Annotated in this window: 19 protein-coding genes; 12 read left to right on the forward strand and 7 right to left on the reverse strand. The window is 46.8% G+C overall.

Features of this window, described 5'->3' with window-relative positions; translation table 11 throughout:
* The first annotated feature begins 10 nt into the window (after window positions 1-10).
* The 3 genes from DY231_RS24335 to DY231_RS24350 all read left to right on the forward strand — a co-directional run bounded on the left by DY231_RS24335 (window position 11) and on the right by DY231_RS24350 (window position 1,876).
* Complete coding sequence (locus DY231_RS24335; RefSeq protein WP_115632068.1) at window positions 11-697, forward strand: hypothetical protein; 687 nt, start codon at window positions 11-13, stop codon at window positions 695-697.
* A 143-nt stretch (window positions 698-840) separates the two neighbouring features.
* Window positions 841-1,110 carry a DNA polymerase III subunit theta gene (locus DY231_RS24340; RefSeq protein WP_115632069.1) on the forward strand — a complete coding sequence of 90 codons (270 nt, stop codon included), beginning with the start codon at window positions 841-843 and terminating at the stop codon, window positions 1,108-1,110.
* Between the two features lie 478 nt (window positions 1,111-1,588).
* Window positions 1,589-1,876: a hypothetical protein gene (locus tag DY231_RS24350; RefSeq protein WP_115632070.1), complete on the forward strand. Its 288-nt coding sequence runs from the start codon at window positions 1,589-1,591 to the stop codon at window positions 1,874-1,876.
* A gap of 38 nt (window positions 1,877-1,914) precedes the next feature.
* On the opposite strand, the gene DY231_RS24355 is transcribed toward DY231_RS24350, so the two are convergent.
* The 7 genes from DY231_RS24355 to DY231_RS24385 form a co-directional block, all read right to left on the reverse strand.
* Entirely contained in the window at window positions 1,915-2,166 is a 252-nt protein-coding gene (locus DY231_RS24355; RefSeq protein ID WP_172588752.1) for a hypothetical protein, read from the reverse strand.
* Window positions 2,163-2,705, reverse strand: coding sequence for a hypothetical protein (locus tag DY231_RS24360; protein ID WP_256682731.1), 543 nt, complete (start codon window positions 2,703-2,705; stop codon window positions 2,163-2,165). Before DY231_RS24360 ends, DY231_RS24355 begins: the two co-directional genes overlap by 4 nt.
* 235 nt (window positions 2,706-2,940) lie before the next feature.
* Entirely contained in the window at window positions 2,941-3,129 is a 189-nt protein-coding gene (locus DY231_RS24365) for a hypothetical protein (RefSeq protein ID WP_115632072.1), read from the reverse strand.
* A 192-nt stretch (window positions 3,130-3,321) separates the two neighbouring features.
* Complete coding sequence (locus DY231_RS24370; RefSeq protein ID WP_115632073.1) at window positions 3,322-3,411, reverse strand: type I toxin-antitoxin system toxin TisB; 90 nt, start codon at window positions 3,409-3,411, stop codon at window positions 3,322-3,324.
* A gap of 659 nt (window positions 3,412-4,070) precedes the next feature.
* On the reverse strand, window positions 4,071-4,823 hold the full coding sequence (locus DY231_RS24375) for a methyltransferase (RefSeq protein ID WP_115632074.1): 753 nt from the start codon (window positions 4,821-4,823) through the stop codon (window positions 4,071-4,073).
* A gap of 72 nt (window positions 4,824-4,895) precedes the next feature.
* The gene (locus DY231_RS24380) at window positions 4,896-5,102 is read right to left on the reverse strand and encodes a hypothetical protein (RefSeq protein WP_115632075.1); all 207 of its coding nucleotides are present in this window, start codon (window positions 5,100-5,102) and stop codon (window positions 4,896-4,898) included.
* A gap of 26 nt (window positions 5,103-5,128) precedes the next feature.
* Window positions 5,129-5,848: a hypothetical protein gene (locus DY231_RS24385; protein WP_115632076.1), complete on the reverse strand. Its 720-nt coding sequence runs from the start codon at window positions 5,846-5,848 to the stop codon at window positions 5,129-5,131.
* 557 nt (window positions 5,849-6,405) lie between these two features.
* On the opposite strand from DY231_RS24385, the gene DY231_RS25480 reads away from it, so the two are divergent.
* From DY231_RS25480 to DY231_RS24425, 9 genes are all read left to right on the forward strand, one after another.
* A complete protein-coding gene (locus tag DY231_RS25480; RefSeq protein ID WP_256682732.1) occupies window positions 6,406-7,380 on the forward strand; it encodes an Ig-like domain repeat protein in 975 nt (324 codons plus the stop codon).
* Window positions 7,381-7,494: 114 nt separating this feature from the next.
* The gene (locus DY231_RS25485) at window positions 7,495-8,793 is read left to right on the forward strand and encodes an Ig-like domain-containing protein (RefSeq protein ID WP_256682733.1); all 1,299 of its coding nucleotides are present in this window, start codon (window positions 7,495-7,497) and stop codon (window positions 8,791-8,793) included.
* Between the two features lie 415 nt (window positions 8,794-9,208).
* On the forward strand, window positions 9,209-9,697 hold the full coding sequence (locus DY231_RS24395) for a hypothetical protein (RefSeq protein ID WP_115632077.1): 489 nt from the start codon (window positions 9,209-9,211) through the stop codon (window positions 9,695-9,697).
* Between the two features lie 29 nt (window positions 9,698-9,726).
* Window positions 9,727-10,023 (forward strand): type II toxin-antitoxin system RelE/ParE family toxin, encoded by a 297-nt coding sequence (locus tag DY231_RS24400; RefSeq protein WP_115632078.1) that lies wholly within the window; start codon window positions 9,727-9,729, stop codon window positions 10,021-10,023.
* A gap of 10 nt (window positions 10,024-10,033) precedes the next feature.
* Complete coding sequence (locus DY231_RS24405) at window positions 10,034-11,224, forward strand: flavin reductase (protein WP_115632079.1); 1,191 nt, start codon at window positions 10,034-10,036, stop codon at window positions 11,222-11,224.
* Window positions 11,225-11,416: 192 nt separating this feature from the next.
* Entirely contained in the window at window positions 11,417-11,800 is a 384-nt protein-coding gene (locus tag DY231_RS24410; protein WP_115632080.1) for a hypothetical protein, read from the forward strand.
* Window positions 11,801-11,871: 71 nt separating this feature from the next.
* A complete protein-coding gene (locus tag DY231_RS24415; RefSeq protein WP_115632081.1) occupies window positions 11,872-12,300 on the forward strand; it encodes a hypothetical protein in 429 nt (142 codons plus the stop codon).
* A gap of 69 nt (window positions 12,301-12,369) precedes the next feature.
* Window positions 12,370-12,615: a hypothetical protein gene (locus DY231_RS24420; RefSeq protein WP_115632082.1), complete on the forward strand. Its 246-nt coding sequence runs from the start codon at window positions 12,370-12,372 to the stop codon at window positions 12,613-12,615.
* Window positions 12,616-12,679: 64 nt separating this feature from the next.
* Window positions 12,680-13,930: a DNA methyltransferase gene (locus DY231_RS24425; protein ID WP_115632083.1), complete on the forward strand. Its 1,251-nt coding sequence runs from the start codon at window positions 12,680-12,682 to the stop codon at window positions 13,928-13,930.
* The last annotated feature ends 1 nt before the right edge of the window (window position 13,931 follow it).

Below are 13,931 nucleotides of genomic sequence, written 5' to 3' on the forward strand. Positions count from 1 at the left end.
AAGGATGGATATGATAAATAAAATAATAGCTATTTTTAAAGGTAAATTTCTAAATGCGAAGAGTGCAACTTATGAAGAGTTATTTGAAGTTGCGAAAACCTTTACGAAGGGCAAAAGTTATTCTTTAGACTCACCAACCAAAAGTAGTAGTAGCGAGACAAGCGTTTCTACATTGCTTAAAGAGCTTTCAGATCTTTTGGGTAAATATCAATCCAATTACAACCACCCCGATTATACACCTGTCTATTTATTTGGTGGGGACTGTGCGAATATTCATATTAACATTCTTAATTATATACAAAAATATTATAGTGATATTTCCGCTAATATAACAATTGGTGGGGTTTTATTGTCAGGTCAGCAAGGGTTCCAGTTTAGTCAGGATAAATGTAACGAATGGCTTGAGAATGGTAGCCCAGAAATATTTAGTTGCCATGCATGGATAACGATTGATAATGATTATATTTTGGATTGCACCATTGGTACATATATCAATACACGAATAGATCCTGCTAAAGATGATAATATATCACAAAACGCATACGGTGGATTAACCTTTGGTAAAGTAGATAATCTTCAGCATATTGCTATTAGCAACCTAAAGGGTAAAAGACCTCCAGAAGATATTAAAATAGAGTACAATCCCGTCATTCTGGGGGAGGAGGCATTCGAAGTGATAGTTCCAAAGAGTACTTAATCCCCACATAGTCGCTCACTGGTTCACTGAGACATAAATACTTGAACTCTGTTGTTACGCTCAGGTTTAACCAAATAATGTGATGCTTGTCGTTAGGCCGGGAATGCGTAAGGCGGGGTTGCCTTTATCAATCTGGAGAAAGCATGCCTGAATTCAATTTATCGCGATTAGCCCCTGAGGAACAGGAGAAAGTCTCTGTGGATCTCGCTGCCGCAGGTGTGGCCTACAAAGAACGGCTGAATATGCCGGTTGTGCCGGAACTGGTCGCCAGGGAACAACCCGCACATCTTCGTGAATATTTTATGGAACGGCTTCTTGCCCACCGCCAGACCAGCCAGACTCTTCCACGGTCAGGCGATCCTCGTTACACAGAAATGGCGGACGCGAATAATAAAGGGAAAGGCGGTAACTGAAGGGTGATGATAGCCGCCATTGTCTGGCGGCTTTGTAGTGAATGTCTACTGAAGCTCTGCAATCTCAATCATGAACTGACTTTCCCCGGACCTCCCGGATTCGGTCGGAAATATTGGTATCAGCATCTCGTTTCCCTGGCCCATGTCGATGTCGACCGGCACAGACTCTCCCGGGGCCGCTGAAACGCCATTAAACGTAATACCAAACTTGGCATCTTTTCGCACCGTCAGCATGGCCTGCTGAACGCCTCGCGCAATTTCCCCGTTAGTTTTACGCAACACACTGGTCTGAAGGTACGCAAGTGGTACAGGGATGAACCATTGTACCCGGAGGTTGGAAGCTCAGATGTCGTATAGCTGGGGTAGAAAAGGGGGGTTTCAGGGGGCGGGCTTAAAGGTTGATAACGCGCTCCTTAGCGTAAAGTTATAAGAAAACATAGTGTTACCATGAGGGACATGCAGCCGGGAGAGATATCCAATGAATGTCAGTCGTGCGATTAAGATGGTTTTTCTGATACAGATCCTGATGGTTGCAGGATGTGCAACTCATCAGATCACTGTAGTTGACAGCTCAGGCCCAGGATTCTTAATGGGTGTATTGGATGGATGGATTGCACCATTTGCCTTTATCGGCCATCTGTTCGACAACGCCATTGCGGTTTATGCCATACCAAATGTAGGTACGTGGTATGACTTTGGCTTTTTGCTGGGTGTCGGAGCGTTATCTTCCTGGTGCTGTTTTTTACTTTCGCTATTTTCAGACTGAAATAATACCTCCGACTGTAGTTTACCGCCTGAGGACGTTTAACGAATGGCGATCAGGTCATGGGAAAATTTAAAGCCAACACCGGCTGCGTCTTCGTGACGAGAGACATGCGAGATGCCATCTTTCTGAAGGCAGTCAAAATGATGCTGTGCGATACGGGTAGAGTAGTTCTCACCCCATACCGAATCGTTGCGATCTTCGAAACGCGATGCCTTATAATTATTTTTCAAAAAACGGTAAAGCTGTTCAAACGTTACTGCGGTTGTTGAAGGGGGTAATGTCGTCATCATTTCTCTCCTGTTTTATAGATCTGGTCGATATATCCCAGTTCTGCTAGTCGTCTGAGTGCGCTGTAAAGATAGTCACGCTCCGCTCTTATATTCGCACTAAAGGGCTTCCGGCTTATCCATTCTCCGTTCCCGGGCCAGCCCGTCACCGGGCGCACTTTATTTCCATCGGCGTACAGTAGCCCCCATCCGGGCGGGAGGTCGTTCGGTGTAATAATATCCGGCTCGCACAAATAAAAGCGCCAGTCTCCCATTCCCATTTCAGGATGAATGCGAAAGTTCTTTTTGCGGTCAGCCAGAAAGTCGGCTCGTGAGCACTTCACTTCAATCAGACACGAGACGCCATTTCTGAACCCAAGAGCGTCAGGCAATTCTCCTGAAACTGACCAGGCCCGTAACCTGTCGTCAAAAGTGACTTTGAACCCTTTTCCACGCAGATAGCGGGTTGCCAGTAAACACAGCGAGCTGTGCTGTTCGTTGTTCTGTTTGATTGTTTCGGGAACCGAAGTGGACTCCGGAACTTTCCTGATTAAAACTGCCATATTTGCCCTTTAGATAAATACTTTCTGCTCTGTGCTATTTGTGGCCGAACAGCCAGTAAACCTCGGCATACCACGATGAGACGCTGGACATGACAAACAACCCCGCAGACAGCAACGCCAAGATTAATACTTTTCGGCTACCAGATGAGCCATCAGCCATCACCCTGGCGGTACGCACAGAACATGCAGACGCAGCAAAGGACAATAAGCTGGAAATGGTAAACATAGTCCTCACTTAAACGGTAGATGTACCGGTATCAATGGGTGTAATAGGGTAATGAATATTTTCATATTCATTCAGAATTTCGACCAGGTGCTCCAGTTTAGCGTTTTCCTCAGTTCCTTTTTCTGGGTTGGCAATTAACAATGCTTCCAGGAGGTTCAACATTTCAAAATGTTCACGTTGGTTGGTCGGCATTTCCATATAAGATCCACGCAATCAGTTATCAGGTGAGCATTATACCGTGGTGAAAGGCGTTGAAATTTTGCTAAGGGCTGACAAAATTAATCATTTCCACACTCGGTAAATAAATCACTTCGACTTAATTTAGCTTTAGTGTGCTTTTTTTAAAAAGGGAGGGGGGAAACCCCCTCCCACTTTAGCGACTCTCTGCTATTACTGGAAATACTTCATAATGGCATCAAGCAGTTGCAGCAAGACAACTATAAGCTGTGCAACCTTTATAAGAAGGTCAATTAAGCTCATACGCTCTCCTTAATAACAAGGAGATGCCGAATAAAATTACCTTTACGTTGCCTGTCTCTTATTCGGTGTTTCTGAAAGGTTTCCATCCCCTTGTGGATTAAGGCACTGCCAGCACCACCTGAACAGCCAGGACTTAAAACTATTAAATTAGTGAGGGAGGACTCTCAGGAACAAGTTTATTATATAACAGAGAGTTGAATATGTAATAGGGTTGGCAGGAATAATATTAAAAAATATATAACCTAAGAATTAGACTTAATTTATAGGAATAGCTGCACAATATTATCAAGGTTTATTGTTTTAAGTTATATATTTCCGCTCCATTGCAGGAGGGAGAGAAAAGTTACTTTTGACCGCTCACAGCCGGTTCCTGAAACTTCTGGATGATACTAAAGTTTCCTTATCAATCGGCATCAGGATACGCTGGTTTATATAAGGTCAATTTTTATCAAATGGGTTGATCAAACCGAATTTGGCCGTTATATTTGTTTTGAAAGGTTTCCATCCCACCAACTCAGTCAACCACCAACTGGCTGAAGCGGAAAAAAAACCCCGATGATTCGGGGTTTTTTTATGCACCTAAGTTACCAACATTGCCCCACCATCCCTTTTTCCGGTTGCCGGTTTTATGTTTTTGAGGGGAAACTTTCGTGGAACGGTTAGCCAGGCATTACGACTTCTACCAGCACGGTATTCACGTTCGTTCCACTCTGCCGAAAAGTTCCTTCTTCCAGATCCAGAATACGCCCTCCAAGTGCGGCCACACGCGCACGAAAAGCTGTTGTCATATTATCCGAGCGGAATTTTGTGCCAGCAGACATTACCGCAGACAACCGTCCTTTTGGGGCAAGCAGATCAAGGGCATGGTTAACATGGCGTACATCCTGACGTTTGCAGAAAGGGGGGTTCATTAAAATGGCATCGTACTTTACTTCAGGAGCGTAGCTGAGGAAGTCAGAACGCAGGAGAGTCACGTTCTCAGGCATAGCCGCCAGATCAGAAAGTGGTTGCTCACGGATTTCCACTCCGGTTACTGTCGCTTCAGGCGCACATGCCAGGACAGCACGAATAATCCGTCCATCTCCATATTCTGGTTCAAGCACCCGATCAGCGTTAACCGGTGAAACGAATTTCATCATCCTTGCGATAAGAGCAGCCGGTGTAGGGAAGAAGTTAAACTCGTCATGGGGTACAACGACCGTCCCGGTAGCCATGATTTCGTCAATACGGTCAGCGGCATCAGTTGTGAAGATATGAGCTTTTTCCTTGCGTTTCCAGATGCCACCAGCCGCCTTCAGCACTTTATCAGTTCGCATATAAAGCGACCTTTCCAGTTGGCCGTTCAGGAAAAGTTGGTTGCCCTCTACACGAGCCGCTCCAAGAACGTAAAGAACATCGTTTGTAATCTGCATGGATATCTCCTGAATACACTATTTGTCCAGACTTAAGCGTCCGTTGGAAGTTACGTAAATTTCGCCAGTTATTCAGGCGGGTTGATGTGACACATCGGCCACAACATATGAGTCAAAGGGCATTCCGGCAGCTTCAATGAGCATCACCGGGTCGTTACGAAATTCAGCGACTTTCGCTTCCAGAGCGGCAAGTAATTCCATTCCGGTTAATCCAATCCCGGTCGGGTCTGCGGATTCAAGCGAAAAGGTAATATCAAAAGCATGATTGAAACGTGTCATATGTTTTCTCTTCGTTCGGCTGGCGTTTAGCGTTCACATGCGGTCAGCAATAAGGCTTCATGACCGTAACTGAAAAGATCTACTGGGGATTGGCGATATTGCATATGCGGCGAGTCTGGTGATAAGACGAGGCCACCGTGGGCGGCGTGGATATGCAGAAGCGTATCGCCACCGGTATCAATGTGAAGAGCCGGGACACCATTGTTGATCTCGATGAGAAGACCTAGAGCGGTTTCCCCGTCCCGGCTCAGTTCGATAGCTGGCTGGTTGCCTGATGTGAATGTGAACGTGTATCCCGGACATTCTTCTTGTGTGTGCAGCCAGTCATGCAGCTGTAAGATGAAGGGTTCAGCCACCAGCAGTGACTGAAACTGGCGGCGCATTGCAATACAGGCGTCATTATCAGGAATACTGGATACGGCTTCAGGCTCCAGCTCTTCAACGTCATCAATCCACCCTTCAGGATCAAACCATGCCCACACGTTCCGGGTAAGAGAAGGAAGCGAGGCATCAGGTGACACACTTAACAGAGGGGTGCTTGCTTCGTGCTTCAGATAGTTTTCAGTCGTTTCTGGTTCGCCTACGCCGTTAATTCTTCCTCCGCAATAATTTGCGACAACCATGGCGATATCATCCATGAATGCTTGGTGATTACGGGCGCAGTCTAATTCACCGATCAGCTCGGGTTTTACGAGCAGGCAAGTAACCATTTCTGCCAATTCTGCCGGGGTAATTTGCTTAGGCATTTTATTTGATTCCTGGTGTTGTTCAGATAATTAAACGTTACCACCATCATTAAAAATGCTAATAGGGTCTGGGGAAATATCTGGAATTAATTTTATCGGCAGGGAAGGTGCTGTTTCTAAGTGCGGCATGGAAGAATAAAACAAAAGTACGGCGCTTATGTTTATGCTGGAAAAAGATAAATGCGCCGTTTTGCTTAAACTGTTATATCTGGCGGCAATCAGAGGGTAATTTTGCGATTGTTTTTGGCCTAAGCTTCATTTCCTCCTCAAATCCATTTCTCATGAATGTGACCAGGCTGCTTGTTTGCAAATAACCTGGTCGTCGCCAACAAATCTATCTACTGCGTATCAGGCACATTTAATTAGTAATTATCTACTGTCGATGACAAACGGTTACGAACTCCGTGGTGATTGAAATGACGCATCCTGCCTGCGAACGTAAATACCCACACTGGATTCTAGCGAGCCGAAACTCGGTGTTTTTTTACACCCTTAACCGACAATTTCACACACTCCCGCCTGGTATTATAGATACCTTCATCCGGGGGAGAAAAAATATGAAACGCAGGGCTACGTTTTTTGCATCGTTACTGGCCTGTTCCTTAGCTGCTCACGCAGAGATCGCAGAGTTACGATTTACCGACACACTGAATCAACCCAAAATAGTACAGCCTTCAGTCCGATGGATTAATCCGACGACAGGTTTTGAGGTGGATGTTATTTCTGGACTTGACCGCTATATACAGTTGTCACTCCTTAACAGTAGTGGTGCGAGCCTGTGGAGCCTTAAAAGCAGCAAAGTCACGGTCGATGACCGCATGACATCCAGCAGCGGAAATGACTACTACGGTAAGCGGTTATCTGTTCCTGCATTCGGAGAGGACAGCTATACCTTGCGGGAAGTGGTCACTGATCTTCAGAACAAAGAAGTCTCCCGCCGCGATTACGGACTCTCCATCGACAGAACGCCCCCGAAAGCCGGAGCAATCGGATATTCCCGTAATGGCTGGCAGTTTGGCAGTGAAGCTATCTTTACGAGCCTCCCTCCGGGTATGCAATACATCTCCGTTCAGGCCATTGTGTTTTCCGGGCTAATCGACAGCGCCTCAGGACTGGATCGCGCAGAGTATTTCCTTGTTGATTCAGGCGGCACGGAACGTAAGAGGGCGGCTGAAATTAACCTCATCGACAATTCGGTCACCGTCCAGATTAATACGGCCAGTGATCCGGCACTGGCTCCCGTTTCCCAGGCCGAGTACCGGATGGGCGTGTATCTTTACGACAAAGCGGGAAACCGTGGGGTGATCAGCAGGCAAAGCACAATCGACCGGGTGAATCCGCCGTCCATTATTCAGGTGCTTAACACCACCAATAACACCTGGGAAAACTACTCTCCGGGAATGACGGTTTATACCAATCCGATTTCTGTCCGGGTGCTCCGCAACAAAAGTAACTTTACAGCCATCAATGGCACCCCTTATGGGTGGGCGGATAGCAACTACCAAAGCTCAGACACCACCTATAACATCTAAAGTTTCAATTACATCTACCCAAACGCTGGCGACACGTACCATGAATTCCAGACTCAGGCTGGCGGTGTTCGTCGTGTCCACCATAATGATTTATCCTTCACACCGGCTCCGACCATGGAGCAAGCCCCGAAAATTATCAGCAAAGAAATTTATCGCAGTGATACCGGCCAGTGGCTGGCGGATGCCCAAAACTTCAGAACTGCGCTATTTACCCAGATTCGAGTGAATGCCGAACCCCGCACCTATGAGCAGCGCATATCGGCAAATTCAAACCGGGCATGGTATTGCCTGATCCCGGTAGGCGGCACCAGCTGCACCATGAACGTGAATTATTCCTACACCACTGACAGAGGTCTGGAATTCATCCATATCATCTCCGGGAAAAATGGTAACGCTATTTACGATAATCTGGCCGGGGCATTCACAGCAAACTGGGATACGAATCCACCGGTCATCAACACCGCGAAAATTAATCGTAGTAGCAAGAACGTGACAATGACGGTCACTGATAATGACCGCGTCAACGGCTGGCAGATAGGGGCATGGGATACGCGGGAATTTGGTGTGACATTAAAGAATGCCGCAGGAAACATTATCCAGCAACCCGCCCAGAGCTGGACGGAAAGTGACTATAAAACTAAAAACGCCGTCATCTCTTATGCTGGCCTCCCGGACGGCAGATATAACGTGCAGTCAGTTTATGCAAAGGATCTGGTCGGCAATATCGGCACTCTCTCCCTAAACGAGGATTTGCTTATCGACTCCACGGCTCCTTCAATCACCTACCGTTACGAGAATGCCGATCCTGATGGAAAGCTGGTGAAAGGGCTGGAAAACCTCAGGATTAACATTACAGACCCCTCAGGAGATGCAACGCTTGAATCCCTTGTGTTAAGCGGTGGTCCAAACAGTGAACTGGTTACGCTGGCGTTTACCAGTCAGGGGAATGGGTCATATACGCCTGAATATCCAAGGATTTATCCTGTAGAAACCTCCGAGGATGGGTTTTACACGATTGAAGCGTCTGCGGTGGATGCTTCAGGTAATCGCTCATCCAAAAAACTTAACTTCCTCTATCAACCCGCGAACATGATTACCCTGGATCGTATGCGTACCCTGGCGACTGCGGTGGCGCTGAAAACCTCCGACAATCAGCCGCTGGCATACATCCGTACCAGTATTCTTCGTCGTCAGGATGGATCTGTCATCACCGGAGAACTGAGCGGCACACTGACGGTTCGTAAGGATGCTAAATTCCCGCTGACGCTGGCTGGCGTGACGGTCGCTCCCGGCCAGACGCGTGTTATTGTTTTTGACATGGGGCAGGGAGAAGAGCGTATCTATCCGGTCACGCCTGGCATTCCAGGTGTAACTGGTTCGTCTCAGTTTGCATTGGAATTCCCACAACTGTAGGGCTGGCAGGTGCCGCGATGCGGCACCCTAGCCATAGGCGGACTAACCCCAGACTGACGCATTGCTTACTCACCGAATGGGCGCCGACATCCGCGACCATCTGCAATTTAAAAAACACATCCATTCTGCCTGGGCAAACCAGCGACAACCGGCTCTTACGACAAAGCCTGCATTCGTAAAGAAAATATGAAAGGCTCAATAACTCCTGCTAATTTCACTGCAATCACTTTATGGGTCACGCTAAATTAAAGTTCAGCGCAATATTAAAATTTCAGGATATTAAAACTCTGGCCTCATGCTTAATTAATTTATTTGCAGGGTGCCATTAAAAATAAATGAAGAAATATTCCGTAACCCTATTAGCTTTTTTTAATGTCATGACATGATCCTCATATAAACAAACTTGAGGTGACATATGAGCAATCAAAAATGGTACGACTGTAATGGACAGGAAATTTCAGCATCTCGTATTGAAAATGTTGATTTTACCCTTGGCATTGCTGATTACGATCATCGTGTTACCTGCAAGGTTTGTTGTGGTAAAGGAGTACGTAATCATTTCTACCGCAGTAATTGCCATAACTGCCATGGGACTGGTTATAGCCTGATTACTAAGCGCACTGCATATCAGCTGTTTGCGTTGAAAAGAATTAAACCTGTTATTGGCCGTGACATTGAATTTAAGACCCGTATGGCCGCAGGGAACGCCCAGGCCGACAAATACAATATCTGGTACATGTCACATCAAAATGTGGTGGATGCCATTAACAGCAGTACTCGTGAGAATAACTTTCTGATGAGTCTTAAATCAATTCTGGAAAAAAAGTTCACGCTTAGTGAGAAACAAATTTTAGCAGCAGCAAAAATCCTTGGTGTTAACGCTGGCGGAAATTCGGTTCGTTAACCCAACAGAAGGCTGTAAAGGAGACTGTTATGATCCATTCATTCAAAGATGCCCGACTCGAAAATCTGTTCCGTCAGGGAAAACATCAGGCCGGATTACCAACGGAAATCACTGAATCCATTATCAGTCGTCTGGCTGTTATTCATTCGGCTACCACGGTAAAGGATTTGACCTCCAACAGCCTTCGCTACGAAAAGTTACCCATGACCAGAAATAAGTATTCCTCTGTGCGGGTAAATTCCAAATACCGCCTTTTCTTTACCTGGAACGATGGCGCACATGACGTGCATCTTTCAGCCCATAACTATAAATCACTGCTTAATTAACGAGGCTTAAATGAAACTGTTTCGATTATTTTCAAACGAGGTATCCGGCATCCCAGCCTTTTTTATCCAGGCGAACGACAAAAATCAGGCAGAGCGAATTCGACAGCACCTGGCCCCATTTTTGCGTGATGATATCCAGCCTCTGGCGGTCGGTGAAAGTGTTGTGATCCCTACGCTGAGCCATGCCCTCGTTAGCCTGGCACCGTGGCGTGGAAATGATAACAGCGGTACGCAGTCATTCAGAATGGACGTAAACGGTCTGCAACTGGTAACGGCGGTCAGCGATAACCAGACACAGGATGTCGCGGATTTTTGCCGAAACTTTAATGTCGGGCTTAACATTCCAGAATCTGCCAGCCAGCAGAGCGAAAGTGTGAGTCAGTTGGTGAAATTAAAACAAGTCGATGGCATTCATTTTTATTCTGTGTGGTTTACGCCAGTTGAGGGTGAAGATGAATATCAGTTGTTTATCGAGGCCAGGGTAACTGACATGCGAACGCTGGCTGCATCCTTGTTTAGCCGTGTTTTTCGTTGCCCATCTGATTACCGTGTGGACGAAAAGGCTCTTTGCCATATGTCACTGCCGGTGATCAATATCATGCGCTACAAAACCGATGCGGTTGACTATGTTTATGAGCTGGTATTTATCTTTAAAGGCATTTCGTTAACGTCCCCCGTGGGCGCATATAATTTCCGCAACGTCCTGATGTTATGCGAGAACTTTGGTGTGCAACCGGCTTTCAACTTTGACACTAATTCCGTACCCTTTATTCGCCGCGAACTTATGATCTTGAAAGAAGTCACGGTATATACCCGCTGTGGTTCACCTGATGATGTACGCTCCTTTGCTGACGATAAAGAAAAACAACTGATTGACCGACTGATGACACAGGTACAACTGGCCGCAGAACTGACACCTGCACGGCATGGACGACAATTTAACGGAATTCTGGTCGATGCGTCCCCCTCAGGCTCCACAACAGGTTTTATTTTTTATTCTGAGCCTGACTTTCCGCAAGGCCAGTTTGTGAGAACGGGCGAAGTGGTGTCCTGGGGTACAACCTTCAACGGCATTCGTTACATCGAAACTATTGATGGTTACCGTTTTATTATCACCTTTTACCACGAAAACTGGATGCACAGCTTACGGGAGTTTATCCGGGTTAATGAAAGTTACTTTTCGCTGTATCGCTGGTCTTAATTGGGTTTGCAATCGGAAATAAAAGACTGGTCTGTTGCGTCAGAAAAGTAACTTTGCAGGAGTGACTGGCGATAAAATAATTCATCCCTTAATCGCCACTCTCCACCTTTAAAAAACATCAAATAATTCTCAGGAGTCTATTAGCTTTTTTAGGAGGCGGTTTATCATATTGTTAATTACAGAGAGGGCATTATGAATAAACTTAGTTTTCAAACCTCAGAGGTCAATGCAGTTAATATGATTAATGCGCTTGGCTATTCTCTTAAAGATGTCGAGTCCTACTGGCAAGGCGTTAATCAGGATAAAGTGCCTGTTCGTTGGTTTTTCCGTGTAACACAGCCCGGTCGCTATTGTGAATTCCAGTTTACGCATGAGACCGCAGGTGATGAAAATGTGTTGAATATTTTCATACTGCAATTTGAAAATCCTGTTGATGATTATTTGTCACGTGGTCAGGTAAATGATGTGCCCGTTTGTTTGACCAAATTCACGTATCTTGAAGAGTTTAAGTTTGAAGGTGATATTTATCAGTCATTCCAGACCGGCATTGCTGAAATCAGTAACCAGGCTCAGTAAAGAATAACCACGCGCCAAACTTTCAATGGCGACCGTATTTATCCGGAGACCAGCTCCGGTGAGAGGATTTCATGGAATACAAAAAACTTCAGGTTGCAGGGTGTGATTTATTTAATCTCCTCGCCCAAATGAATTACACCGAGTCTGATATTTGTGGTGTAAAGCTTCTGAGAACGGGAAAAAATAAGCGGACTGATATTGAAATTCTGGCCTCTCAGATTACGCGTGAAGTGGTTATTGCATTATCCCTGATGAATGTTCCGTCACTTAACGAAGACCGCTATGTGATTGTTGTTCAGCGCCAGGAAGGGCTGATCCGCAATAAAGCGGCCTCTAAAGATAACCGTACGCTGTTTCATGAAACTCACATTCAGCGTGACTTCATCCCGGTATCGAAGGCCACCACTGCTGAGATGAAAATGGTCAACAAACGGTTAAAGGACATGGCGTCACAACGCATGCGTGTTGGTGGGGTGTTCGGTTACGACTTTGTGAGTTGATTTATTCCTGCCCTGGCCTGTGTCAGGGCTTCAATAAATTTACTCTGAAAACTAAGACGGGAGATATCGATGCATCATTTTATGGTTGTTCTGAAGATCCAGACTGGGGAATACATCAAATCAACTCAGTCGTTGATTGCTGCGGATGATGAAGCATCGGCAGTGCGCATCGCCATTGAAGGTGAAGCTCATGGCGACCTGGACTGGGACGACAACGGCGCTTATGATCTCGGCGGAGAGTTTCATTACAGCATGAAGCGCGTAAAGCGTGTTCTTCCAGAGCATCTCGATATTTTACATGCCTATATTGACTGACTCACCATCGTCATTACCCCTGTTCGGGTTACTCCGGACAGGCGCCAGAATTTCAGGGAATTCCATGACCACATTAACGGCTGAATTAATCGCTCAGATTTACGAAGACGCAGAGGGTGAGCTGTCCAATGCGGAAATCTATGAGAAAGCCCGGAAACTCGCTGGCCTGTCTGCTGAGGATATGCAGCTTCAGCGAGAATTTGGCGTTAAAAAAGTGAAAACCAGTGAGATTAAGCACAAAATCCGCTGGTTTCAGCAAACGCTCAAGCATGCGGGGATCATCGAAAAGGTGTCCGGGGTGCGCGGTGTCTGGCAACTTGCTCGCCTGACCGACAAAGGATTACGTGAGCCACGCGCTAATGTTTGTGTCGTCGGGTTTTCTACTGAACTGGGGGTAGGGATTTTTGGGGATGCGAGGCAAGTGTTTGGCAGCGTTCGGGATGAACCTATCACGCTGTGCTTCTCCTCACCGCCGTACCTGCTGCGGAATGCCCGTGCTTACGGAGCTGGCGCTGAAAGCGAAGCCGCTTACGTGGAATTTATCGTCAGGACGCTTGAGCCAATTGTCAAAAATCTGGTCAGGGGCGGAAGTATAGTGCTCAACCTGACTCAGGATGCCTTCGTGCCTGGCCGTCCGTCCCGCTCACTTTATCTTGAACGGCTGATACTCGCGCTGGCGGATGATCTTGGACTGGAACTGATGGACAGACTGGTTTGGGTCAACCGGGCTAAGGCACCAGGTCCCACACAATGGGCTTGTAAAAAACGGGTTCAGCTTGGCGTTTCATACGAACCCGTTATTTGGCTGACCTCCGATGCCATGCATGTCAGATCTGACAATCGCCGCGTCCTGGTCCCGCATACTGAAGCACATCAGAAACTGATTGATGCCGGTGGCGAACTGCGCACGACATCCTATGGTGATGGTGCTCATCGGCTCAAAGCCGGATCGTTTTCGGCACAGACCGAGGGAGCCATTGCAAAAAACACCCTGATCAGGGGGAATCTATGCCCTGATACCCTCTTTTGTCACAAAGTGGCTTCGGAGCTGGGGTTACCCCGCCATGGGGCGACATCACCGACCTGGCTTGCCTCATTTTTCATCGAGTTTCTGACAAAGCCTGGCGAGCTGGTCGTTGATCACTTCTCTGGCTATTTCAAAACGGCAATTGCGGCAGAGCGACTTGGCAGACGGTGGATTGGCACCGATAAAGTGCTGGAGTGGATAGCGGTCGCGAGTCACATGTTCCGGGGGCATCCTGGATTTGAACAGACCCCGCTCATCGACAGCCTTATTGACTCATATCAGAAATGAT

The sequence above is a fragment of the Buttiauxella agrestis genome, from assembly GCF_900446255.1.
In the GTDB taxonomy this organism is placed as follows: domain Bacteria; phylum Pseudomonadota; class Gammaproteobacteria; order Enterobacterales; family Enterobacteriaceae; genus Buttiauxella; species Buttiauxella agrestis.